The 24,752-nt window shown below is 59.8% G+C and carries 24 protein-coding genes; 23 read left to right on the top strand and 1 reads right to left on the bottom strand.

Annotated features, from left to right (window positions below):
- The first annotated feature begins 14 nt into the window (after positions 1–14).
- From ACQRAP_RS00955 to ACQRAP_RS00850, 22 genes are all read left to right on the top strand, one after another.
- Positions 15–1,310, top strand: coding sequence for a glycosyltransferase family 2 protein (locus ACQRAP_RS00955; RefSeq protein ID WP_427793780.1), 1,296 nt, complete (start codon positions 15–17; stop codon positions 1,308–1,310).
- A gap of 78 nt (positions 1,311–1,388) precedes the next feature.
- Entirely contained in the window at positions 1,389–1,811 is a 423-nt protein-coding gene (locus ACQRAP_RS00950; protein ID WP_427728148.1) for a prepilin peptidase, read from the top strand.
- A gap of 31 nt (positions 1,812–1,842) precedes the next feature.
- A complete protein-coding gene (locus ACQRAP_RS00945) occupies positions 1,843–3,090 on the top strand; it encodes a deoxyguanosinetriphosphate triphosphohydrolase family protein (protein WP_427728150.1) in 1,248 nt (415 codons plus the stop codon).
- A gap of 60 nt (positions 3,091–3,150) precedes the next feature.
- Complete coding sequence (locus tag ACQRAP_RS00940; protein WP_427728153.1) at positions 3,151–4,500, top strand: replication-associated recombination protein A; 1,350 nt, start codon at positions 3,151–3,153, stop codon at positions 4,498–4,500.
- Between the two features lie 100 nt (positions 4,501–4,600).
- Entirely contained in the window at positions 4,601–5,191 is a 591-nt protein-coding gene (locus ACQRAP_RS00935) for a hypothetical protein (RefSeq protein WP_427728155.1), read from the top strand.
- Positions 5,184–5,561, top strand: a complete 378-nt coding sequence (locus tag ACQRAP_RS00930; protein WP_154515503.1) for an ATP-binding protein — start codon at positions 5,184–5,186, stop codon at positions 5,559–5,561. Before ACQRAP_RS00935 ends, ACQRAP_RS00930 begins: the two co-directional genes overlap by 8 nt.
- A gap of 1 nt (position 5,562) precedes the next feature.
- On the top strand, positions 5,563–6,354 hold the full coding sequence (locus ACQRAP_RS00925; RefSeq protein ID WP_427717298.1) for an RNA polymerase sigma factor SigF: 792 nt from the start codon (positions 5,563–5,565) through the stop codon (positions 6,352–6,354).
- Entirely contained in the window at positions 6,351–7,760 is a 1,410-nt protein-coding gene (locus ACQRAP_RS00920) for an AI-2E family transporter (RefSeq protein WP_427728156.1), read from the top strand. Before ACQRAP_RS00925 ends, ACQRAP_RS00920 begins: the two co-directional genes overlap by 4 nt.
- 148 nt (positions 7,761–7,908) lie before the next feature.
- Positions 7,909–10,566 (top strand): alanine--tRNA ligase, encoded by a 2,658-nt coding sequence (alaS, locus tag ACQRAP_RS00915; protein ID WP_427794668.1) that lies wholly within the window; start codon positions 7,909–7,911, stop codon positions 10,564–10,566.
- Positions 10,567–10,583: 17 nt separating this feature from the next.
- Positions 10,584–11,012, top strand: coding sequence for a Holliday junction resolvase RuvX (ruvX, locus tag ACQRAP_RS00910; RefSeq protein WP_427794667.1), 429 nt, complete (start codon positions 10,584–10,586; stop codon positions 11,010–11,012).
- Positions 11,005–12,438: an endolytic transglycosylase MltG gene (gene mltG, locus ACQRAP_RS00905; RefSeq protein WP_427794666.1), complete on the top strand. Its 1,434-nt coding sequence runs from the start codon at positions 11,005–11,007 to the stop codon at positions 12,436–12,438. Before ruvX ends, mltG begins: the two co-directional genes overlap by 8 nt.
- 2 nt (positions 12,439–12,440) lie before the next feature.
- On the top strand, positions 12,441–12,938 hold the full coding sequence (locus ACQRAP_RS00900; RefSeq protein WP_117646451.1) for a YqeG family HAD IIIA-type phosphatase: 498 nt from the start codon (positions 12,441–12,443) through the stop codon (positions 12,936–12,938).
- Positions 12,939–12,946: 8 nt separating this feature from the next.
- Positions 12,947–13,480: a shikimate kinase gene (locus ACQRAP_RS00895; RefSeq protein WP_154515515.1), complete on the top strand. Its 534-nt coding sequence runs from the start codon at positions 12,947–12,949 to the stop codon at positions 13,478–13,480.
- Entirely contained in the window at positions 13,477–14,586 is a 1,110-nt protein-coding gene (locus tag ACQRAP_RS00890) for a hypothetical protein (protein ID WP_427794665.1), read from the top strand. The genes ACQRAP_RS00895 and ACQRAP_RS00890 overlap by 4 nt, the downstream gene beginning before the upstream one ends.
- 132 nt (positions 14,587–14,718) lie before the next feature.
- A complete protein-coding gene (locus ACQRAP_RS00885; RefSeq protein ID WP_427717316.1) occupies positions 14,719–15,849 on the top strand; it encodes a M24 family metallopeptidase in 1,131 nt (376 codons plus the stop codon).
- A gap of 159 nt (positions 15,850–16,008) precedes the next feature.
- Positions 16,009–16,572 carry an elongation factor P gene (gene efp, locus ACQRAP_RS00880; protein ID WP_154515524.1) on the top strand — a complete coding sequence of 188 codons (564 nt, stop codon included), beginning with the start codon at positions 16,009–16,011 and terminating at the stop codon, positions 16,570–16,572.
- A gap of 24 nt (positions 16,573–16,596) precedes the next feature.
- Positions 16,597–16,959 (top strand): Asp23/Gls24 family envelope stress response protein, encoded by a 363-nt coding sequence (locus tag ACQRAP_RS00875; protein WP_427793770.1) that lies wholly within the window; start codon positions 16,597–16,599, stop codon positions 16,957–16,959.
- 3 nt (positions 16,960–16,962) lie between these two features.
- The gene (nusB, locus tag ACQRAP_RS00870; RefSeq protein WP_427793768.1) at positions 16,963–17,547 is read left to right on the top strand and encodes a transcription antitermination factor NusB; all 585 of its coding nucleotides are present in this window, start codon (positions 16,963–16,965) and stop codon (positions 17,545–17,547) included.
- 2 nt (positions 17,548–17,549) lie between these two features.
- Positions 17,550–17,816 carry an exodeoxyribonuclease VII small subunit gene (locus ACQRAP_RS00865; protein WP_154515533.1) on the top strand — a complete coding sequence of 89 codons (267 nt, stop codon included), beginning with the start codon at positions 17,550–17,552 and terminating at the stop codon, positions 17,814–17,816.
- An 8-nt stretch (positions 17,817–17,824) separates the two neighbouring features.
- Positions 17,825–18,628, top strand: coding sequence for a TlyA family RNA methyltransferase (locus ACQRAP_RS00860; protein ID WP_427794733.1), 804 nt, complete (start codon positions 17,825–17,827; stop codon positions 18,626–18,628).
- Entirely contained in the window at positions 18,625–19,485 is an 861-nt protein-coding gene (locus ACQRAP_RS00855; protein ID WP_427794664.1) for an NAD(+)/NADH kinase, read from the top strand. Before ACQRAP_RS00860 ends, ACQRAP_RS00855 begins: the two co-directional genes overlap by 4 nt.
- Positions 19,475–21,103: a DNA repair protein RecN gene (locus ACQRAP_RS00850; protein WP_427794663.1), complete on the top strand. Its 1,629-nt coding sequence runs from the start codon at positions 19,475–19,477 to the stop codon at positions 21,101–21,103. Before ACQRAP_RS00855 ends, ACQRAP_RS00850 begins: the two co-directional genes overlap by 11 nt.
- A 220-nt stretch (positions 21,104–21,323) precedes the next feature.
- On the opposite strand, the gene ACQRAP_RS00845 is transcribed toward ACQRAP_RS00850, so the two are convergent.
- Positions 21,324–22,181: a MurR/RpiR family transcriptional regulator gene (locus ACQRAP_RS00845; protein ID WP_427747362.1), complete on the bottom strand. Its 858-nt coding sequence runs from the start codon at positions 22,179–22,181 to the stop codon at positions 21,324–21,326.
- Between the two features lie 271 nt (positions 22,182–22,452).
- Here ACQRAP_RS00845 and ACQRAP_RS00840 point away from each other — a divergent pair, with 271 nt between their 5' ends.
- Positions 22,453–24,462, top strand: a complete 2,010-nt coding sequence (locus ACQRAP_RS00840; RefSeq protein WP_427747364.1) for a fructose-specific PTS transporter subunit EIIC — start codon at positions 22,453–22,455, stop codon at positions 24,460–24,462.
- Positions 24,463–24,752 lie beyond the last annotated feature (290 nt).

Here is a 24,752-nt window from a genome sequence, read left to right as displayed (position 1 = left end):
TCCTGGGAGCCTGCATGCTCGCCTTTTTACAAACCAACACACCCATCGTGATCTTCAACCAGATTGTCGTCACGCTGCTTACGGTCTGCTTTCTGTACCAGGTGGTCTTCTTTGTCATCGGTGCTCTTCGTGGTGAGGTCGCGCCTCCCAAGGCCAAGAAGCTCCATCGTTATGCCTTCTTTATCGCGGCGCATAACGAGGAGGCCGTGATCGCCAACCTCGTGCGCTCCATTAAGGACCAAGATTATCCGTCCGAGCTTATCGAGGTCTTCGTGGTCGCCGATGCCTGCACCGACAACACGGCGCAGCTCGCGCGCGAGGCGGGCGCCGTCGTCTATGAGCGCAATGACTTGGCCCGTAAAGGCAAGAGCTGGGTCATGGACTATGGCTTCGACCGCATCCTTAACGAGTATCCCGATACGTTTGAAGGCTACTTTATCTTCGATGCCGATAACGTTATCGCCCGCGATTACGTGACCAAGATGAACGATGCTTTTGACCAGGGCTTCCATGTTGTTACGAGCTATCGCAATTCCAAGAACTTTGGCAGCTCGTGGATCTCGGCAGCTAATGCCACGTGGTACCTGCGCGAGGCGCGCTTTCTCAACAATGCGCGCAACATCTGTAAGACGTCTTGCGCCGTTTCGGGTTCGGGCTACCTCATCTCCGCCAGCGTTATCGAGGGTATGCACGGCTGGCAGTTCCACACGCTGACCGAGGATATTCAGTTCACCACGTTCTGTGCCATTCACGGCATTCGCATTGGCTATGCGCCGGCGGAGTTCTTTGACGAACAGCCCGTGACGTTTAAGGCATCCTGGAAACAGCGTATGCGTTGGACCAAGGGGTTCTACCAGGTGTTCTTTACGTACGGTAAGCACCTGGTCAAATCGACCTTCCGCTATCATCGCTTTGCCGCCTACGACATGTTTATGACGATCGCACCGGGCATGCTGCTCTCTCTGATCTCGATGCTCGCTAATGCGACGTTCCTCATCGTGGGCGGCCTTTCGCACGGTTTCTTGGCTACTGAAGTCGAGATGCAGGCGTGTGCCGCTTCGCTCATTATGACCTTCGCTATGATGTATCAGACTTTCTTTATCCTGGCGCTGCTCACGACTATCTTTGAATACAAGCATATTCACTGCGCGCAAAAGTGGCGTCTGGTAACCAACCTGTTTACCTTCCCGATCTTTATGTTCAGCTATATCCCCATTACGGTGGCAGCGCTGTTCTTGAAGGTCGACTGGGTGCCGACGCAGCACGCCGTAAGCGTTACCCTCGACGAGGTCATGCAGGGCGCCAAATAACCACCATCAAAACCGCCACAAAGGGGATAGAACCTTTGCGGTGGTTTTTACGTTTGAGCGCTCAGTTGAGGGGTTTCGATGTTCTATATCCCGTTTTGGATTTGCATCTTTGCCGGCGCGGCGATTGATGTCCGCGAGCGGCGGTTTCCCAATGAGCTTGCCGGCGCGTGTGCGGTGGCGGCGTTTGCAGGCGTCTGGCTCGACAAGGGCGTTAACATGGCGCTTGACCACGCCGGTCTTGCGGTCATCGTCTACCTTGCCCTTGTGCTTACTGAGTCACTCTGGCGTCGCCTTCGCCATGCTCCCGGCGTTGGCATGGGGGATGCCAAGGCGCTCTTTGCCCTTTGCACCTTCGATCCCCTGGGCGGCGTCGTCGCGTTTGCGGTTGCGCTCCTGACCCTTGCCGCCGCCTGTCTCATCGTAAAATCGCGCTCGCTGCCTTTGCTGCCGTTTTTGGTGCCAATATTTGCCATAATCGAGTTCGTGGGTAGTACGCTGTAACCGTTTGCGCGCCCTTTTTAAGGAGCATGCCATGGCAATCAATCAACAGACAGCCGCCATCAAGGCGCGCCTGGATCGCATTCCCGCGGCGTTGTCGCCCGAGCTGGTCGAGCGCATTGCCGCCGACCGCGCCTCGGGTGTCGTTAATCCCTATCGATGCGGTGACGACCAGGCCATCCGCCGTGTCGATCGGGCCGCAGACGAGGGCACGCTTATGCGTCCGGCCTTTATGCGCGATATCGAAAAGATTCTGCATCTGCCAGCATACACACGTTATGCAGGCAAAACGCAGGTCTTCAGTTTTCGCAGCAACGACGATCTGTCGCGCCGCGGCCTGCACGTGCAGCTCGTCTCGCGCATCGCTCGCGATATCGGGCGTGCTCTGGGCCTCAACTGCGATCTGATCGAGGCGATTGGCTTAGGCCACGACTTGGGCCACACGCCCTTTGGCCATGCCGGCGAGCGTTTCCTCAACGACATCTATCATGAGCGCACGGGGCGTTATTTTTTCCATAATGTGCAGTCGGTCCGCGTGCTCGACGCGCTGTACGGCCGCAACGTGTCGCTCCAGACGCTCGATGGCGTACTGTGCCACAACGGCGAGTACGAACAGCGTGTTTTTGAGCTTTCGGACATGGGTTCCTTTGACCAGTTCGACCGAACCGTCGAGGAATGCATTGCCACGGGTTATAGCGCAATTGAGCACCTGCGCCCCATGACGCTCGAGGGCTGCGTGGTTCGCATCTCGGATATCCTTGCCTACGTTGGGCGCGATCGCCAAGACGCCATTGCGGCGGGCCTGCTGTCACCCGACGCCTTTGATGATGACCTGGGCGGTGCATACAACAGCTGGATCCTTACGCATGCCTCTATCGATATCGTCGAGCACAGCTATGGCAAGCCGCGCATCGAGATGAGCGAGGACCTGTTTGAGGAGATCCGCCGGGCCAAGCGCGAGAACTACGAGAAGATCTATAGCAAGGGCGGCATAGAAGGCGACTCCGAAGCGGAGCTGCGCGAGGCCTTCGAAAAGCTCTATGACCGTTGCCTGCGGGATATAAACGAAGGCGACGAGTCCTCGTATATCTTTAAGCACCACATTTCTCGCATTGAGCAGCAGCTTTCCTACTACGATCGCACCTATGCATGGCAGGACGATAAGGACCAGACGGTCGTGGATTACATTGCGAGCATGACGGACGGTTATTTCTGCGAGCTCACGAGCAAGCTGTTCCCGGGATTGATGTTTCCGCACCGTACCTATATTAACGAACGGTAGTTCGTATATATTCGGTATACTGTTCATGGAAAACGTTTTTGATTGATGCACGGGATGGCTATGGACGACCTTTTTTCTGCTTCGACGCGTGAGCGTTCCTTTCAGAATGCGCCGCTTGCGGTGCGCATGCGGCCCAATTCGCTCGACGAGTACGTGGGCCAGCAAAAGGCCGTCGGTAAGGGCTCGTGGTTGCGTGCCGCGATTGAGCATGACGTGCTGTCGAGTGTGATTCTGTATGGGCCGGCCGGTACGGGCAAGACGACGCTGGCCCACATTATCGCCAACCATACCAAGAGCGAGTTTGTCGAGGTCAGCGCCGTGACGGGCACTGTGAAGGACCTGCGCCGCGTGATTGACGAGGCCAAGACGCGCCTGAATACGTACGACCGTCGCACCATTCTTTTCATCGACGAGATTCACCGCTTCTCCAAGTCGCAGCAGGATGCCCTGCTGCATGCGGTTGAGAACCGTACCGTCATTATGATTGGCGCCACGACGGAGAATCCGTACTTCGAGGTCAACTCGGCGTTGCTCTCGCGCGGTCGCGTGGTGGAACTTGAACATTTAAAGGACGAGGATATCGCCACGCTTATCGAGCGTGCGCTCGAGGCGCCGCAGGGTTTGAACGGCGAGTTCTCGGCCGATGAGGATACGGTTAAGACCATCTGCACGCTGGCTGCGGGTGACGCCCGCTCGGCACTCACGACGCTCGAGCTTGCGAGCGAGATTGCCGTCACGCGTCCCGATACGGAAGGGACGCCAGCGCCGGCGGCGGGGGAGCGTTATCCCATTACCGTGGATGACGTAAAGATTGCCAATCCGCGCCGTGGTTTTTCGTATGACAAAAACGGCGACATGCACTACGACATCATCAGCGCGTTTATTAAGTCTATGCGCGGCAGCGACCCCGATGCCACAATCTATTGGCTCGCGCGCATGATCGATGCGGGGGAGGATCCTAAGTTTATCGCTCGCCGTATTATGATTCAGGCTTCCGAGGATGTTGGCAACGCCGACCCGCAGGCGCTATTGGTGGCGCATGCCGCGTTTAAGTCTGCCGAGGTCATCGGTTATCCCGAGTGCCGCATTAATCTGGCTCAGGCTGCACTCTATGTGTGCTTGGCGCCAAAATCCAACGCGTGTGAGGCCTCGATTGATGCGGCGTTGGCCGATATTCATTCAAGTGGGCTGCGCGAGGTGCCGAGCTATCTACGCGATCGTCATCGCCCGGGCAGTGACGAATACGGTGTGTATAAGTATCCGCATGATTATCCCGAAGGCTGGGTCGATCAACGCTATTTGCCCGAGGGGCTGGAGCGCGGTGCGTTTTGGCAGCCTGCCGGCCGCGGCTGGGAAGAGTGGCGTGTAGAGCAAAGCGAGCGCGACCGTAGCGGGAATGCACCGAAGTAGCTGCTGGTAATTTTGTCTCACGTTGCTGCTCTTGGCATGTTCGGTCCCCTTTGGGGTACCATGAACAGCGTCTGTATTTCGATTCCTTCGGGAGGCTTGTATGAGTCCCATCCAAATCGCCCTGCTGCTGCTCGCCGTTGCCGGCGTGTGGGCTGTCATCGAGCTCGCGCTCACGCTGCGAAAGACCCGCACTGTCGTTGATTCGCTCGACAAGACGGTGAGCGACCTTAACAACACCATCGCCGAGGCTCAGCCCGTGGTAGCAAAGCTCGATGGCGCCGTCGATGAGCTCACCCCCGCGCTGGCGCAGGTTGAGCCGCTCCTCAAGTCGAGCAAGACCGCCGTCGACGCCCTTACCTCCAATCTCGTAGAGGTCGAAGCCGTGGTTCGTGACATTTCCGAGGTTACGGGCAGCATGGCCGAGGCCAGCAATGCCGTGTCGAGTGTGACCGACTCTGCGGCCGGTGCCGTTCAGAAACTCTTTAACAAGGTGAAGGCTCCCGCGGTCGGCGCCGAGCATAATCTTTCCGCTGCCGCCGAAGCCGAGCAGCCGACCGAGCGTGTCCTGATTGGCGAAGCCGGGGACGATGCCGCTGCTGGTGACGATGATGCACAGAAGCCTGCTGCTAAAGCGGCCCGGTATTACACCTACACGCCCGCCGAGACCTCCGAGGAGTCCTGCGATGAGTAGTGAAGCAACTTGCTCTATCACGCTGACTGTTGCCGGGGATCCGCGTCTGGCACGCCTGGTACGCATGACGGCGGCTAATGTCGGCGCGCTGTGTTCCATGTCCGTCGATCGCATCGAGGACATTCGTATGGCTGCCGAGGAGGCCTTCATCTTTGGCTGCACGGCCGTTGATTCTGACGTTATCTCGATCAAATTCGATGTCGACGAGTCTCACGTGGGCATGACCTTCACCTTTGGCGACCAGGCGACTGTCGATGAGGATGACCAGGCCGCCGTATATGCCGAGCTCATTCTGGCAAGCGTGTGCGATTCCTACGAAAAGACTGCGGCGCCCCTGACGCTTTCCCTCGATCTCAAGGCGGATATCTAATATGACCGAACGTTCCCGGAGCGGTAAGACCGCTTGGGACAAGGAGAAAACCCGCGAGCTGTTTCGTCGCTACAAAGAGACCGGTGATCCGGACGCCCGCGAGCAGCTCGTCATGTCCCATATGAACCTGGTAAGGTTTCTTGCCAACAAATTTAAGAATCGCGGCGAGCCGCTCGACGACCTCATGCAGGTCGGCTATCTGGGTTTGCTCAAGGCTATCGACCGCTTTGACCCCGAGCGCGGACTTGAGTTCACCACGTTTGCCACGCCCACCATCTTGGGTGAGATCAAGCGTCACTTCCGCGACAAGGGTTGGAGTGTGCGCGTTCCGCGTCGCCTACAGGAGCTCTCTGCCAAGGTTAACCAGGCCACCGACAAGCTCACTAACGAGCTGCAGCGCTCGCCTAAGGTGGAGGAAATCGCTGAGTACCTAGACGTGACCGTTGACGAGGTGCTGGAGGCCATGGAATCGTCCTCGGCCTATACCTCGGTGCCCATCGAGGCCCCCGGTGCGTCCGATTCTGACGACGCGCCTTCAATTCTCGACCGTTACGCCGACGACGACAACGAGCTCGACTTCACCGATGACCGCCTGGTGATTGAGGAGGCCATCCGCGATTTCTCGCCGCGCGAGCGCGAGGTTATCGAGCTGCGTTTCGTAAAGGGCATGACCCAGATCGAGATCGCCAAGAAGCTGGGCATCTCGCAGGTGCAGGTCTCGCGCCTGCTGCGCCGTACCCTTAAGAAGGTTCAGGACAAGATCGACCCCGACGGAGTGATGGTTCGTTCATGAGTGAACACCCCCAACAAACCGATCGCGCGCTGCGCGATACCCGTATTCTGACGCTTCGCATTTGGGCCGTCGTCGGCTGCATTGTCATCGCCGCCGTCATCTTTAACCTTATGGGTATCTTGGCGCCGGTTATCGAGTTTCTAGCTGTCGGTTCCATCATCGCTTTTGTGATGTCGCCGATCACTAACTGGCTCGAGCATCACGGCGTCAACCGTGGCATTGGTTCGCTCATCGCGCTGATCGTGGTCGTTGCTGTGCTCGTCGGTGTCGTTTGCATCTTGTCGCCGATTCTCTTTGGCCAGATCATGGAAGTCTTGAGCCGCCTGCCTGAGCAGCTTCGTGTTGCGGGCGGTGATCTCAACGAGATGGTCTCGCATGCTAAGACGCTCAACAACACGCCGCTCAAAGAGTATCTGGACGATAATCTTTCTTCGCTGGTTACCGTGGCGTCCAAGTATGTATCTCAGATTGCCGCTGAGCTTGGTCGCGGTGTATTCCCGTTCATTACCAATACGGCCTCGCAGCTGTTCGTCATCTTCCTCGGTCTGGTGCTTGCCTATTGGTTGGCCTGCGACTATCCCCGTATGCACCACGAGGTCTGCACCATCATCGGGCAGGAAAAGGAGACCTCGTACCGCTTTATGGTTGCGATTCTTTCGCGCTCGGTCGGCGGTTATATGCGTGGCATGGTCGTGACGTCCATCTGCGGTGGCATCCTCGCCTTTATCGGCTTTACGCTCATTGGCCATCCCTACGCGGCGCTCATGGCCATCTTTACGGGCATTATGCACTTGGTTCCGGTTGTTGGCCCCTGGGTGAGCGCGGCGATCGCCACGGTGCTCGGCTTTATGTTCAGCCCGATGCTGGCTTTGTGGACCTTGGTCGTGACCATGGTGGCACAAAATGTCACCGACAACGTCATTTCGCCTAAGGTCATGCAGAGCTCGGTGCAGGTGCATCCCATCATGAGCCTGACGGCCCTCGTTATCGGTTCGGCGCTTATGGGCGCCATCGGCATGGTTATCGCCATTCCGCTGTGCGCGGCCCTCAAGGGCATTTTCGTCTACTACTTTGAGAACGAGACCGGCCGCCAGCTCGTGGCATACGACGGCGCCGTGTTTAAGGGCACGCCCTATCGCGATGCCGAGGGTAACCCGGTCGCCGCCTATGACGCGCTTGGAGACGATACGTTCATCTATGAGTCCGAGCTCATCGGTAACGAGACTGCGCCCGAGGCCCAGGCCATGCCCAGGCCCGAGCTCGATAACCCCTGGATCAAGCTCTCGGGCCTTCAGCCCGATGCTACGGGCTTTTTCAAGAATCCCTTCGCCAAAGACGACGATTCCAACTCGGACGACGACACCAATACCGGCATCGACGGTTCCATGGACGATGATGAGCAGTAAGTCATTTCAAGTTCAAGTTCATAGGCAATAACGTGCAAATTCGCTGGAGGGTCGCTGTTTGGCGGCCCTCTTTTTTGCACTTGCGCGGTGGGATGGTAATATCGTTACGTTTGAACTGTTTCGATATGAAACCGAGGAGATTCCCTCTATGAGTGCTGACTACCCGTCAATGACTACGGCTGAGATTCGCTCTAAGTTCCTCAACTTCTTTGAGGAGCGCGGTCTTAAGCTCTATCCTTCTTCGTCCCTCGTCCCCGACGATCCTTCGCTGCTGCTTGCCAACGCCGGCATGAACCAGTTTAAGGAGTATTACCAGGGCAAGAAGACCATGAAGGAGATCGGCGCGATCTCCTGCCAGAAGTGCGTCCGCACCAACGACATCGACTGCATCGGCGAGGATGGCCGTCACCTGTCCTTCTTTGAGATGCTCGGCGACTTCTCCTTTGGCGGCGTCTCCAAGCAGCAGGCCTGCGCTTGGGCCTTTGAGCTCATCACCAAGGAGTTCAAGCTGCCGCTCGACCGCCTGTACTTCACCGTCTTTACCGAGGACGACGAGACCCATGACGTGTGGCGCTCTCTGGGCGTTGCCGAGGATCACATCTCGCGTCTGGGCGAGGACGACAACTTCTGGGCCGCCGGCCCCACCGGCCCCTGCGGTCCGTGCTCCGAGATCTACTTTGACATGGGCGAGGAGGTCGGCTGCGGCAGCCCCGACTGCAAGCCCGGCTGCGACTGCGACCGCTTCCTGGAGTTCTGGAACCTCGTCTTTACCCAGTACGACCGCCAGGAGGACGGCTCCATGCCGGAGCTGCCGCACCGCAACCTCGATACGGGCATGGGCCTGGAGCGCATGGCCGCTATCATGCAACACAAGACCGCCAACTACGACGGCGATCTGATGCAGCACCTCATCAAGCTGGGCGAGGAGATCAGCGGCAAGACCTATGACGCCGACGATTACTCCGGTGCCAGCCGCTCGCTGCGTATCATCGCCGACCACTCCCGTGCCGTCGACTTCATGATCTCGGACGGCATCCTCCCCGGTAACGAGGGCCGCGAGTACGTCCTTCGCCGCCTGCTCCGCCGCGCCGTGTTCCACGGTCGCCTGCTGGGTATCGAGGGCGCCTTCCTGACCAAGTTCATCGACGAGGTCAACGCTCAGATGGGCGAGGCCTATCCCGAGCTGCTCAAGAACGTCGCGCTCGTCAAGGGCATCGTTGCCTCCGAGGAGGAGCGCTTCTCCACGACGCTCGACAACGGCCGCGTTTACCTGGACGAGGCCCTGGCCGCGCTCGCCGACGGCGCTGTCCTTCCGGGCGATGTTGCCTTTAAGCTGCATGACACCTTTGGTTTCCCCATCGACCTGACCGTCGAGATCGCCGGTACCGCTGGCCACGACGTCGACATGGACGGCTTTACCGCCTGCATGGAGGACCAGAAGGCCCGCGCCCGCGCCAATGCCAAGGGCGACGCCTGGGGCAGCTTCAACGACGTGTGGGTCGAGCTTTCCGACAAAGTTGCCGCGACCGAGTTCGACGGCTATGACAACGACGTCATCGAGGGTGCCAAGGTTGTCGCCATCGTGCGCAACGGCGAGTCCGTAGAGTCCGCCGCTGCGGGCGAAGATATCGAGGTCGTGCTCGACCGCACCCCGTTCTATGCCGAGATGGGCGGCCAGCAGGGCGACGCCGGTGAGCTTTCTGCCGAGGGCGTTGCGCTGACGGTTTCCGATACCAAGAACCACAACGGCCTGTATGCCCACGTCGCCCACGTTGCCGAGGGCACGCTGACCGTCGGCGCCACCGTGACCGCCGCGCTCGACGCCGAGCGCCGTGGCTTCCTGCGCCGCAACCACACCGCCACGCACCTGCTCGACGCCGCGCTTAAGCAGGTCCTGGGCGAGCATGTTTCCCAGGCCGGTTCGCTGGTGACGCCCGAGCACCTGCGCTTTGACTTCACGCACTTTGAGGCCCTGTCCTCCGAGCAGCTCAAGGCTGTCGAGGACCTGGTCAACCAGCAGATCTTCGCTTCCAAGCCGGTCGTTACCCGCGTCATGGGCATCGATGAGGCCAAGGCCGCCGGCGCTGTCGCCCTCTTTGGCGAGAAGTACGGCGACGTTGTCCGCGTTGTCTCCGTGGGCGCCGAGGACCAGCCGTTCTCCCGTGAGCTTTGCGGTGGCACCCATGCCGCCAACACTGCCGAGATCGGCCTGTTCAAGATCATTTCCGAGTCCTCCACGGGCTCCAACGTCCGCCGTATCGAGGCCGTAACCTCCAAGGGCGCCCTCGACTACATGGCCGACCGCCTGGCACTCGTTGACGCCGCTGCCGCTGCGCTCAAGTGCCGCGTCGACGAGGTTCCCGCCCGCGTTGAGAACCTGCAGGCCGAGCTGCGCGAGACGTCCAATAAGCTCAAGAAGGCCCTGACCGGTGGCTCCTCCGATGCTATCTCCAATGCTATCGAGGGCGCCGTCGAGCTTGATGGCTACAAGCTTGTCGTCGCTGAGCTTCAGGGCCTTGAGGCTGCTGACCTGCGCAACTTCTGGGATACCGTGCACCAGAAGGTCGCCGGCCCTGTCGCCTGCGTCGTCGCCAGCGTGACCGAGAAGGGCACCCCGGCGCTGCTCGCCGCCGGCTCCGATGACGCCGTCAAGGCCGGTTTCCACGCCGGCAACGTGATCAAGCAGATCGCGGGCCTGGTCGATGGTCGCGGTGGCGGCCGTCCCAACATGGCCCAGGCCGGTGGCAAGAACGCCGCCGGTATCGCCGATGCCCTCGCGGCCGCTAAGACCGCGCTGGGCGCCTAAGAACCCAAGTAGTCGCTGTGGTCGCGCTCGCGCTGGACATAGGGGAGACCAGGATTGGCATTGCCGTCTCGAGCCGTGATGGCAAGATGGCGATGCCCGTCAAGGTGCTTCCGGCCGCTGAGGTCACCGGTATGGCCAAGACGTTCCGTTACCTGGTCGAGGACTATGATCCCGACATCCTGGTAAGCGGACGTCCCTTGACCATGGCCGGCGAGCCTGGCCCCCAGGCTGAGCGCGTTGCCGCCGTGGCACAAAAGATCGCCGACGAGCTCGATCTTCCGTTGGAGTTTGAGGACGAGCGTCTGTCCTCGCAAGAGGCAAAGCGTATCTTGCGCGAGCAGGGCCTCAACGAAAAGCAGATGAGGGGCAAGATTGACATGATTGCCGCCAGCCTGTTTTTGCAGACGTGGCTCGATCGCAAAAACGAGGAGGTTTCGCATGCCTAGCGCTTCCGATCCGCGCCAGCCGAATCGTACACGTCAGACCGCGTCACGCCCTGCCCAGCCTGGCCAGCGTCCGGCACAGCCGACGCAGCGCGCAGCTCAGCCTGGCGCGCGCCCGGTGCAGTCCTTCGCTCGTTCGGCCCAACCTGCTCAACGGACGGGTCAGCAGCCTTCTGCTCGTTCGGTTCAGCATCCGGCTTCTCGCGCGGCTCAGCAGCCCACTGCTCGTACGGCCCAGCCTGCAGGCGGTACCCGCTTTAAGCAGCAGGCACCTGTCCGGCGAACGCAGGCTACCCAATCGCATTCGCATCATGCTCGCGGTTTGCATGGCGTTGCTCCGGCGACCCGCTCGAGCTACGACACGCGTGCTCGACGCGGTGCTCAAAAGAAGGCCTCTCCGGTTCCCATGATCATCGGCGTTGTGGTGGCGGTGCTCGCGCTTGCTGCGATCGCTTTCTTTGTCGTGCCGGCCGTCAAGGGCTTCTTTGCCGGTGAGGATACGAAGGTTACGGCTGGTCAGCAGGTTACGGTGACCATTCCCGACGGTGCTTCGGGCGACACCATCGCCTCGATCCTCTCCGAGAACCATATCGTCGAAAATCCCAAGGATTACTATGCGGCGGTCAAAAAGCTCAATGCCGATATGTCGCTCAAGCCTGGTACCTATTCGTTCACCACATTCATGGATGCGACCAAGGTTGTTCAGCAGCTCATGGAAGGCCCCAATGCGGGCTCCAATGCGCTTACTATTCCCGAGGGTCTAACGGTCGATCAAGTCGCCGACCGTGTGGCCCAGGCCTACGACAGCATCTCTAAGGAAGACTTCCTCAACCAGGCCAAGGCCTCCAACTACGTGGACGACTATAGCTTCCTTAAGGGCGCCGCCAACGATTCGCTCGAGGGTTTTCTGTTCCCCAAGACCTATTCGCTGGGCAAGGACCCGAGCGCCGATGACGTTATCCGTGCCATGCTCGATCAGTTCAACACCGAGTACAAGTCTCTCGATTTTGCCGGGTGCGAGGCCAAGATCAAAGAGCGTTACGGCGTGGAGATGTCCGATTACGACATCATCAATCTCGCTTCCATCGTTGAGCGCGAGGGTCTCAACGCCGAGCAGCGCGCACATGTCGCCTCGGTCTTCTACAACCGCCTTGCCGGCAAGCTCGACGGTCTGCGTTATCTCAACAGCGATGCGACCATGATGTATGTCACCGGTGGCGAGGTTTCCGCCGACGACCTGCAGAGCGATAGCCCGTACAACACCTATAAGCACGAGGGTCTGCCACCCACGCCCATCTGCTCCCCGTCGCTCGAGGCACTCAAGGCCACGCTTGAGCCGACCGACTCCGATGACCTGTATTTCTACATTACGCAGGACGAGGAGTACTTCTCGCAAACCTACGAAGAGCACCAACAGTCTTGGAATTAAACATGAGGATTTTCAGCCCCAAACGATATGTTGCATCCGTCGACCGCATCGACCTTGATACCCTGTGGGCCGACGGCAAACGCGCCATTCTGCTCGATCGCGATAACACCCTGGTGCCGCGCGACACCGAGCAGGTTCCCGCCGCGGTTTCCGCTTGGCTCGACGCCGCCCGCGCCAAAGGCTTTAAGCTGTGCATGGTGTCTAACAACTGGCATCGCGACCAGGTCATGAGCTCTGCGCGCGAGCTGGGACTCGAGGCCATTAGCCACGCCATGAAGCCGGCTCCGTTTGCCCTCAAGGCGGGTCTTAAGCGCCTCGGCGCCACGGCCGACGAGGCGGTGCTGATCGGTGATCAGCTCTACACCGACGTGTGGAGCGGCAATTTCGCCGGCGTCGATACCATCCTGGTAAAGCCGCAGGCCACTCAGGACCTGTGGTATACGCAGATCTTCCGTATCTTTGAGCGCCGGGCCCTGCGCGACCTTCCCTGCGAGGAATAGGTCTCGCTATGTCCCAGCACACCAAACACGGCTGCGACCATATCTTCTTTATCGGCTTTTTGGGCGCGGGCAAATCGACGCTTGCGCGCAACGTGGGCACTATGTTCAAACGTCGCTTTATCGATACCGACCGCCTTGTCGTGCGTCGTTGCGGTAAATCGGTGACCGAGATTTTTGAGACCGAGGGCGAGGAGCGTTTTCGCGAGCTCGAGACCTCGGCGCTCCGTTCGCTCCAAAGCGAGCGCAGCCTGCTGGTTTCCTGCGGCGGAGGTATCGTCGAGACTCCGGTGAATATTGAGCTTATGCACCAGATGGGTATCTGTGTGTATCTCGAAGGTGACTTTGAGGATTCGATTCGCCAGATTCGTCGGTCCGACACGCGTCCCGATTTCCGTTCGCCCGAGCATGCCGCGCGCCTGTTTGAGCATCGCCGTCCGCTATATCGCCAGGCCGCCGATATTACTCTTGATATTCGCAACAAGTCCTTCGAGGACGTTTCCTACCTTTGTGCCGAGATGCTTTTGGAGCGTGGGCTGCTATGATTCGCCGTCAACTGATCAATTTCCAAAACCGCAGTGTCGATGTCCGCGTCGGATTGGGCGCGTTCGAGGAGCTGTCGCGCATGTTTGCCTCGGCTGTGGGCAAGCCTAAGCGCGCGTTGGTGGTTTGGAACGACGCCACGTCAGAGCGTTTTGGCGAGGTCGTCGAGCATGCGCTGGTTGATGCCGGTTTTGTCGTGTCGCAGCTCCCACTCGAGATTTCGCCTGCTGGTGCCACGCTGGCCGATGCCGATGCCATCTTTGGCGCCCTATCTGCCAACGGCATTACCTGCGACGATCTGGTTGTCGCCGTTGGTGATGCCGCAACCTGCTCGGTTGTTAGCTGGTGTGCTAATCAGTGGTGCGGTCGCACCGAGTGCGCCTTGCTGCCGACAACGTTCGACGCCATGCTCACGGTCGCGACGACCATGAAGCCGCTCGTCGCCTCGTCGTCGAATGCGCTTCCCGCTATCGCGTTCCGTCCCGAATCGGGCTTGGTCGTGTGTGACCTCGACCTTGTTCGCGAGGCGGACCCCGAGGATCTCAAGCTCGGCTATGTGGTGCTTGTTGGCACCATGCTTTCGAGCAGCAAGTCCCGCTGGAATCAGTTTACCGAGACTGTTCCCGAGATTCTTTCCGGCGAGGAGGTCGCGCTCGTCAATGCTGTGCAGTGGTCCCAGACCGCGCGCAAAGATGTGCTCATGGCCACGAACCCCAGTGCTCGCCATGCACTCGATTTTGGTAAGACAGGGGAGCGCACCCTTCGCGCCTGCCTGGGCGAGGCCGCGGCTAACGTTCCCGCATACCAGCTCCTTTCCGAGGGTATGCGCTTTGAGGCGCGCCTAGCACATGATGCCTGCGACTTCGATATCGACAATGTGTTTGATCTCGACGATTGCCTGGAGGACTTTGGCATCGAAGAGCTTGCCTTCGACTTGGAGCCCGCCGCGTTTATCGAGGAGTTCCGCAAGCAGCAGTTTGCCCGCTCAAACCGCAGCATGCTGCCGCTGCCCGCGGCGCTCGGCGCCATTCGCCTGACAAATGTCGAGGACGAGATTCTCGAACGCCATGCGCAGGCGTATCTGGCTTCTCGCAAGGAACTTTTTTAACTTTATTGACATCCATCGTCTTTCGTATCATTTTGAGGGACGGGTTTTCAATCGGTTGCGAATCGCTTGTGGTTCGGCTATTCGTTTGAAGCCCGTCCTGCTCTTTTTGAGGACAATAAGAAAGGAATCTGAATGTCTGAGTTTGCTGCCGGTCCTGCCGGTCGTATCGAGCGTGTCCGTGCCCTGATGGTCGAGCGCGGCTACGATGCCATCGTCGTGCGCGATGAGGCCAACCTCCGTTGGCTCACGGGTGTGAAGGGCGTCTTCGATTACACCTTCGAGTTTCCGCACGCCGCATTTATTACGGCCGATCAGTGCCTGTTCCATACCGACTCGCGCTATCTCAACAGCTTTGAGGAGAACACGCCCGCCGGCAGCCCCTGGGTCTACGACATGGACGAGGGCACCATCCCCGGTTGGGTTGCCGACAAGATCGCGGCTAACAAGTGTCGTGTCTGCGCCGTCGAGGATGACATGCAGATTAACTTTTACCAGGGTATTCAGCGTGGTCTTGAGGATCGCTCCGTCGCCTGCATGCTGCCGCTGATGCATGACGACATTCGTAAGATGCGCGCCATCAAGGATGCCGAGGAGATCGAGCTCATGCGACACGCGCAGTCGATCACCGATGCCGCCTTCCAGCACATGCTCGGTTTTATTAAGCCCGGTATGACCGAGAAGCAGGTTCGCAACGAGCTCGAGAACTTTATGTTCGCCAACGGTGCCGACAGCTTGGCCTTTGGCTCCATCGTCGCGAGCGGTCCCAATACCGCCAACCCGCATGCCGTCCCGAGCGACCGTGTCATCGAGAAGGGCGATTTCGTCCTCATGGATTATGGCGCGGGCTACTGCGACTATCGCTCCGATATGACGCGTACCGTCGTGATGGGCGAGCCCACGCAGGAACAGCTCGACCTGTACGAGCTCGTGCGCCGCACCCACGAGGAGTGCGTCGCCGCTATCCATCCGGGCGTCGAGGGTAACGATATCTTCAAGCTTTCCAAGAAGATCATCGGCGATGCCGGTTATGGCGATTACTACAACCATGGCCTGGGCCATGGTGTCGGTATCGACATCCACGAGCTGCCCAACTTCAACCGCAGCAAGAACATCATCGAGGTCGGCTCGGTTGTCACCATGGAGCCCGGCGTCTACCTGCCCGGCGTGGGCGGCGTGCGCTTGGAGGATTACGGTGTTGTCACCGAGAACGGCTATGAGCCCTTCACCAAGACCCCGCACGACTTGCACGTCATCGACTGCTAAGACATTCAGTTTGATTTTGGAAGCGGGGCGTCCGAAATGATTCGGGCGCCCCGCGTTCTCTTTTTATGCGCTCGCCGCAGGCGCCGCCTGCAAGTGTATAATTTCGCTCGTATGTAATTTGGACGCTTGTGCGTTCTACCCATAACAAGAAAGGTCGCTATGCCTACCATTTCTACCGCCGACTTCAAGAACGGCCTCGGTCTCCGCATTAAGGACAAGGTCTACACCATCGTCGAGTTCCAGCACGTCAAGCCGGGCAAGGGCGGTGCTTTTGTGCGCTACAAGACCCGCGATATCAAGAGCGGTCGTGTCGTCGAGAACACCTGCAACGCCGGTACCAAGTTCGAGAGCGTCATGCTCACCACCCGTGAGTTCCAGTACCTCTACAACGACGGTGCCGACTACATCTTCATGGACAATGAGTCCTACGAGCAGGTTCCCGTTCCCGAGGACATGGTGGGCGAGAACTCCAAGTGGCTGCGCGAGAACGACACCTGCCAGTTGCTCTTCGCCGACGACGAGCTCATGGGCGTGACCCCGCCGATGTTCATCGAGACCACCATCGTCCAGACCGACCCGGGCTTTAAGGGCGATACCGTTCAGGGTTCCACCAAGCCGGCCACCATCGACACCGGTGCTGTCATCCAGGTCCCTATGTACCTCAACGAGGGCGAGGTCATCAAGGTTGACACCCGCGACGGCAAGTTCGTCTCCCGCGTCTAGCAACCAACTCTTCTAGGAGGACTCATGCCCCAGGAAATCAAGATTGACGGCATCGGTATTTCGCCCGATGTTCTGACCGCCATCGTCTCGCGCGCCGTCACGGATGTCGAGGGCATCGCCTCCGTGGGCGTCAAGGACCTTGCCACCAACCTTGTCTCCATGATGTTTTCGTCCAAGGCCCCGGCTTCCGAGCCGCCGGTAGAGGCCGAGGTCATCGGCGACAAGCTCGCACTCACCGTGCGCGTCGTGGTGTTCTTTGGCTATCCGTTCAAGAAACTCGCCGAGGCCGTTCGCTCCGCCGTGGTCGCAGCTATCGATGCCCAGGTAGGCGTCGAGGTCGAGCGCGTTGACGTTTGCATCGACGGCCTCGTTTTCCCCAAGGAGTAACCTTTGAGCCTTAAGGTTTATCGCGGGCGTACGCTTGCCCGCAGTCAGGCGCTGCAGCTGCTGTTCCAGGCCGAGGCCACGGACAGCCCGCTCGAGCGCGTCCTCGAGGGCGATTTCCTGATCTCGAAGGGTCCCCTCGACCCCTACGCTCTGGAGCTGTGCCGCGGTGCCTACGAGTATATCGACCGCATCGACTGCGCCCTGCGCTCCATCGCCAAGAACTGGGATCTTATGCGCATGCCCGGCGCCGATCGCAATCTGCTGCGTATCGCCGTCTATGAGATGCGCTTCCTCACCGACGAGGAGGTCTCGGACGCCATCGTGATCAACGAGGCTGTAGAGCTTGCCAAGGCCTATGGCACCGACCAGTCCGCGTCGTTTGTCAATGGCGTGCTGGGCAAGATCGCGCGTAGCGAGGAGCTGCCGGGCGAGGACCTGTATCAGGAGCTGCTGGCCGAGGACCGCGCCCGCGAGGAGGCCCAGGCCGCCGAGGCTGCCGCCAAGGTTGCAGCCGCTCAGGCTGCGGCCGGCGTTCTCGACGAGGGTACCGAGGTCGCCGAGGTCGAGACCGGTACCGTCGAGGAGTAGCCATGCCAGAGGGTTCCGTCCGCAACTTCGATGAGATCTCGGACCGCTTGGACCAGATCATCGCTACCGTTCGCTCCAAGGATACGTCCTTGGAGCGTTCGCTCGATTTGTTTGACGAGGCGATCGAACTTGGCTCCCGTGCGGTCGATATGGTCGACAAGTTTGAGTTGACGCCTCGTGAGGCCGATAAGCTCGAGCAGGAATACGATGAGGATGCGGCAAACGAATCCCAGGATAGCCAGGCCGCGTCTCCGGATACGAATGGTTGATGGCATTCATGAAACGCGTGCGTCTCGATGACGAACTGATTTCACAGGGCATCTGCGCCGATCGCGCGGATGCCCTTCGCACTCTTATGGCCGGCTTAGTCTCGAGTGGCGGCGAGCGTTTGACCTCGCCGGGCCTTAAGGTGACGCCCGGTCTGCCCCTGCACGTGAAGGGCCGTATTCCCTACGTGGGGCGCGGCGGGCTCAAGCTCGAGGGCGCGCTCGATGCGTTTGGGATCGATCCCATGGGCCTTGCTTGCCTCGATGTGGGCTGCTCCACGGGCGGCTTTACCGATTGCCTGCTCAAGCGTGGCGCCGCAACGGTTGTTTCGGTCGATGTGGGTCGCGCTCAGTTTGATTGGTCGCTGCGCCAAGACGAGCGGGTGAGGCTTCATGAGCGCACCAACGTGACACAACTGCCCGAGCTTGGCTACGGCGGCGCTATCGACTTGGCTGTCTGCGATGTGTCGTTTACGAGTATCGCGAATATCATCGACGCCGTGTTGGCGTGCCTGAAGCCTTCGGGTTCGTTTTGCACGCTCGTAAAGCCGCAGTTTGAGGCGCCGGCTGCGCTGGTGGGCGAGGGCGGTATCGTGACCGACCCCTCCGTCCGCCGCGATACGCTTGTGGCGGCGATTGAGCTCTTTACCGCCAAGGGTCTGTTTCCGCTCGACGTGTGCGTGTCGCCCATCCATGGCGCCAAGGGCAACGTCGAGTTTTTCCTGTACGGCACGAGGTTTGCCTCTGGCGAGCGTGCCGACGATGAACTGCAATCACAGGTAACGGCTTTGAGCGAGAAAGCTGCAACGCTATGAAGGTCTTTCTGGTTCCCAATTACTACAAGCAAGAGGCGGTCGAGAGCGGCCTAATGCTCGAGCTTTGGCTTTCGCGCCAGGGCTACGAGGTCGCATGGGCTGCCGATCAGCGTTCCAAGATCCAGCGTGCGCCCGATGTTGACGATGCCGACCTGGTCATTACGCTCGGCGGCGACGGCACGCTGTTGCGTGCCGCCCGCATTCTCAACTACCGCGAGATCCCCATTCTGGGCCTTTCCTATGGTCATTTGGGTTTTTTGACGGCTGCGAGCCCCGAGGATCGCGATATTTTGCAGGTCGTGAGCGATGCCCTTTCCGGTGAGCTCCATGTGAGTCGCCGCGCCACCCTCGCCGCGGATATCGTTTCGGTGCGCGAAGATGGCACGAAGGATGTCGTGCGCACGTTTGCCCTTAACGATATGGCGCTTACGCGCGGGCCCCTGTCCGATATGGTTGAGTTCGACATCACGGTGTCTGGCCATCATATCGACCGCCTGCGCGGTGACGGCGTCGTCGTTTCGACAGCGACCGGTTCCACAGGCTACGCGCTTTCCGCCGGCGGCCCCATCGTCAGTCCCGATTACACGGGCATGGTTTGCGTGCCCATCGCCCCACATACCATTCAGGCTCGCGCCTTTTTGACCTCGCCAAGCGATGTCGTCGAGATTTTTATGTCCGATGACCGCCCGAGCGTGCCTGCGATCGCCATCGATGGACAGTTTATTTCCTGCGATGGCACGGTCGAGAGCGTGGCCGTGCGTCGCGGTCCCGGCGATGTTCTGCTGCTGGATTACGGCCCCGAGAGCTTCTATAACTCGGTGAGCCGCGTGTTCTACGGAGTGCGTCATGATCGATGAGCTGCAGGTTTCCAACATTGCCCTCATTCGCGAGGCGACGTTGGTTCCGAGCGCGGGCTTAACGGTTCTGACCGGCGAGACCGGCGCCGGTAAGACTGCGTTGCTCTCGGCGCTTAAGCTCATTTTGGGCGAGCGCGCGGATTCGTCGACGGTGCGCGAGGGCGAGACGCTTGCCAACGTCGAGGCGCGCCTGTTTGACGGTCCGCACGACACGGAGGGCTTCACCGTGCAGCGCAGCCTTTCTGCCGAGGGCCGTAGCCGCGTAAAAATTGACGGCCGCATCGCCAGCGTGCGTGAGCTTTCGGAGCGCGTCGGCGTGATGATGGATCTTTGCGGCCAGCACGAGCACCAGCGCCTGCTCGACCCTGCGCATCATGTTGCCATGGTCGATGCATGGGCGGGGCGCCCGGCGCTCGAGGCGCTCGATCGCTATCGTGCTTGCCTTAGGGCATCTCGCGCGGCTGCCAAAGAGGTCCGTCGCGTCGAAGAGGCCTCACGCGCGCAGGGGAGTCGTGTCGAGGAGGCGCGCTTCGTTCTGGAGCGCATCGCCGAGGTCGACCCCAAGCCGGGTGAGTATGAGGAGCTCGAGGAGCTGCTGCCGCGCTCCGAGCATGCCGAGGTGCTGGTGGCAACGGCCAACGATGCCCATGCGTCGCTTGCTGCCGAAGGGGGAGCACTCGATGCCGTGAACAGTGCCGTCGCGGAGCTTTCGCGTATGGCTACTGTCGATCGCAAGTTGGGTGATATCGCCGATGCCCTTTCGGATGCCTGCATCTCGCTCGAGGATTGTGCCAACGAGCTGCGCGCCTATCGCGATGGGGTCGCCTTCGACCCGCGCGAGCTGGCTCGTATGCGCGAGCGGTATTCCGACCTTAAGGGACTTTTGCGTCAGTGGGGTCCCACCATGGACGACGTGTTTGCCATGCGCGATAGCTCGCGAGAGCTGTTGTCGCTGGTAGACGATGGTGATGAGCAGATTAAGAAGGCGCGCGAAGCGCTTGGCGCGGCAGAGCGCGAACTGTTCGCCGCCGCCAAGGCACTTAAGCGTGCACGCAATACGGCAGCCCCGCGCTTTTGCCACGAGGTTGGCCGTCAGATGGCGCGCCTGGAGATGGGCGGCGCCGAGCTCGTTTGGGACTCGCGCGATCTTCCGCGCGCCGAGTGGACGCCGGCGGGCCCGTCGAGCTACGAGCTTTTGTATCGTAGCGGTGCCGGATTGACGCCGCGCCCCCTGCGCCGCATTGCGTCTGGCGGCGAGCTGAGCCGTGTCATGTTGGCGAGCAAGGTTGTTTTGGGTAACGCGGACGGCGTGGATACGTTGGTGTTCGACGAGGTCGATGCCGGTGTTGGCGGCTCTACTGCACGCGCCCTTGCGAGCGTTCTGGCAGATCTTGCCGCAACGCATCAGGTGATTGTCGTAACGCACCTGGCGCAGGTCGCCGTCATGGCCGACAAACATTACGTGGTGAGCAAAGAGCCCGGCGACGTTCCCCAAACCCATCTGGATGAGGTGGCCGGGGACGCCCGTACCGCAGAGATCGCCCGTATGCTGAGCGGCGATCAATCGGAGGCGAGCTTGGCCCACGCTAAGCAGATGCTCGAGGAAGCGCGTGCTTAGGCCGAGCCGTTACATGTATGTTCGACCCGGCCGCCACGAAACCGGCCCATCTACTACGTTTAATAGGCTATCGGCAACCACGCCTTGAATTGTAAAAAGAAAACCGCAGGTAGAACGCCTGCGGTTTTTCTTTTTTCGGTTTGTGGTTGGGCTATATTGATAAAACGTAGTAGATGGGCCGGTTTCGTGGCGAGTGGCGTTTGTCGGCTCGCCAAAATTTCTATTCCACGACCTTATCCGGCTGGATAAGCTCCTCGTAGTAGCTAATGTGCTCTCGGGCGTCCTCGATTTCGGGCAGCAGGAAGTTGTAGATAACCTCGATGATCATCGTGGCGCTGATCTTGGAGAACGCAAAGTCGCCCGTGGTGAGCAGCGCCTCGTGGTTCACGGTATTAAAGGTGTAGTCGGCTAGGCGAGCAAGCGGAGACTTGCTGTCGCTGCTGATGACGACTACGGTGGCACCACAGCCTCGAGCCGCTTTTGCCATGCGATTCAGTCGACGCGACTTGCCAGAGTTCGAGATCAGCACGATAACGTCGCCGGGGCGCAACGTGAGCGCAAAGCCGATTGATGTCTCGCTGATGGTGCTTGACACACAGCGAAGGCCCAGTTGCGAAAACTTAAACGTCGCGTCAAGCGCAACGGCGTTGGTATTACCTACGGCTGCAAACTCGATAGCCCCTGCGTTCTTAAACGCGTGCACGACGGCTGCCAGAGTATCGTGATCAATACCATCGATGGTCGCATTGAGTTCACTGACCTTTGCGGCGAGGATGTTTTTGAGGCTCTGCTCCATATTATCGAGCGAGACCTCGTCTGTGAGGCCTTCATTGCGCTGGCTCTCCAGATCGCGCGCCAGCGAAAACTGAAAGCTGCGAAAGCTTCCAAAGCCCAGCTTGCGGCAGAAGCGCGAGACGGTGGCCTCGGAGGTTGCGGCGGCGCGCGAGAGTTGCGCGGCTGTTAGGAGCGGTGCCTCGGACTGGTGCTCTAGGATATAGTCGACAATGCGCTGCTCGGACTCGCTGTATCCCTTGTGCGTGCTAATAAGGGAGAGTGCGCTCTTGCTGCTATCGGACATGGATGACTCCTGGTTGGCATTAAAAGCTGTCTTGTTGTGTGCCGCTCTAGTATACGGGGATTTCAATTACAAGATACACCTTGCTGTTTCAAAAGTTGATGGTAAACTTTCATCGACCGTTTACGGTTGTGAAAGAACCTTTCACCGGAGAAATAGGCTTGATTGCTTCTCATATAAGCGGTGGCTTGGTATCTTTCAGGAGTGGAAAAGCGCGCACCGTAGCGCGTGTAGGGGAGCGCCCGCGGGCGCAGTACTCAAGAAGGAGGGACACATGGCTAAGTTTGACATCATCGCCGCCACCGGTTGCCCGACCGGCATCGCGCACACCTTCATGGCGAAGGAGGCGCTGGAGAAGGCAGCAGCCGAGCGCGGTCTGACCATTAAGGTCGAGACTCATGGCCAGGTCGGTGTCGAGAACGAACTCACGAAGGGTGAGATCGCCGGTGCTAAGGCCGTCGTCGTCGCAGCCGATAAGGATGTCCAGGCGGAGCGTTTCGCCGGTAAGCCCATGGTTTCCGTCGGTGTTTCCAAGGCCCTGTCCGTCGAGGCTGCCGGTAAGCTGATCGACCGCGCTCTCGCCGCCAAGGGCGACGACACGGTTGCGGCTGCTGCCGATGTCGAGGATGAGGTCGAGGAGAAGGAGTCCATCGGTCACATCATCTATAAGCACCTCATGAACGGCGTCAGCCACATGCTGGTCTTCGTCGTTGCCGGTGGTGTTCTGACCGCCGTTTCGTTCCTGTGGGGCATCACGTCCTTCGATTCGACGGCTGCCGACTACAACAGCTTTGCCGCTATGCTCAAGATCATCGGCGGCATCGCCATGAACCTCATGGTTCCCGTGCTTTCCGCCTATATCGCCGAGTCCATCGGCAAGCGCCCGGCGCTCGTTCCCGGCTTTGTCGCCGGTATGATCGCCATCCAGGGCCTGCCCGTTAATGCCGAGACCGGCATGATCGATGCCGGCGGTGCCGGCGTGGGCTTCGGCTTCCTGGGCGGCATCGTCGGCGGCTTCCTCTCTGGCTATGTCATCCTGCTGCTCGAGAAGGTTTTTGCCAAGCTGCCCAAGAACCTGGACGGCCTCAAGGCTATCTTCCTGTACCCGCTGTTCTCGACCGCCATCGTCGGTCTGGTCATGCTCGGCATCTCCGGCCCCATGGCTGCCATTAACACCGCCATGATGGACTTCCTCAAGGGTCTGTCTGCCTCTGGCGCTGTTGTCCTGGGTCTTGCCATTGGCTGCATGTGCGCCTTTGATATGGGCGGCCCGGTCAACAAGGCTGCTTACGTCACCGGTACCGCTATGCTCACCGAGGCCCTGGCTGCCGGTGTCGGCACCGACACCTATAACTTCGGCACCAACTTCATGGCTGCCGTCTCCGCCGCCTGCATCGTTCCGCCGCTGATCACCACCTTCGCCGTCATCGTCGGCAAGAAGTACTTCAGCCAGGAGGATCATGACGCCGGTATCGTCAACCTCATCCTTGGTTGCACCCACATCACCGAGGGCGCCATTCCGTTCATGACCAAGAACATCTGGCCCGTCATGCCCATCATGATGCTCGGTTCCTCCATCGCCTCGATCCTGACCATTATGTTCAACGTCCACGATCCGGCGCCTCACGGTGGTTTCCTGGTCCTGCCCGTTGTCGAGAACGGTCCGCTGTGGGTCCTCGCGATCCTCATCGGCGCCGTGGTCGGTGGCATCCTGTTCGTTGCTTTCAAGAAGTATGACTTCGAGAAGAAACAGAAGGCCGCTCCCGCCGCTGCCGCTAAGCCGGTCGAGGCTGCCAAGGCCGCTGCCGTCGAGGCCCCCAAGGCTGAGGCTTCCGACTTCGTGAAGGTCGAGAACGTTTTTGTCGCCGAGGATTTTGCTTCTCGTGACGAGGCCCTGAGCTTTGTCTCCAACCAGGCTGTCAAGGCCGGTATCGCTGACGACGCCGACGCCGTAATGAACGCCTTCCTGGCCCGCGAGGCCGAGGGCACCACGGGCATGATGGAGGGCTTCGCTATTCCGCATGCCAAGTCTGGTGCCATTACCGAGGCCGCCGTCATCGTCGTCAAGGACGACTCTGGCGTGACCGGTTGGGACACCATGGACGGCGCTCCCGTCAACGTGGCTATTGCCCTGCTCATCCCCGGTGCCCAGGCCGGCACCACGCACCTCAAGATCCTGTCCAAGGTCGCCGAGGCGCTCATGGACGAGGGCTTCCGTGCCACCGTTAAGGGTTCTACCGACGCTGCCGAAATCGCTAAGACGATCAACGCCCGTCTGGTCTAATCCCGCAGCTTGCGAATAACATCGCCCCCTGTATATAAGGCGGAGACTCCATCAGGGGTCCCCGCCTTTTTTCAAGTAACCCGGTACTGAGGGACATTTCCTTCCTGCCGACAGTTCGGGATACTCCTCAGTTCACAGGAGGGTATAGACAACCGCATCAACCAGATCAACCAGGCGAACAAATTATCAGCCAAAATTTCGTTCGCACGATATTGCTCTGGACCGACCGAGTTTCCGCAGCTCGCCTGCCGGGCGGGGCGGTTAAGTTTGTCGCGAGTTCCGCACGCAAA

The organism is Collinsella sp. SGI.180 (assembly GCF_050313455.1).
Classification (GTDB): domain Bacteria; phylum Actinomycetota; class Coriobacteriia; order Coriobacteriales; family Coriobacteriaceae; genus Collinsella.
This window is presented reverse-complemented; position numbering and strand designations above follow the sequence as displayed.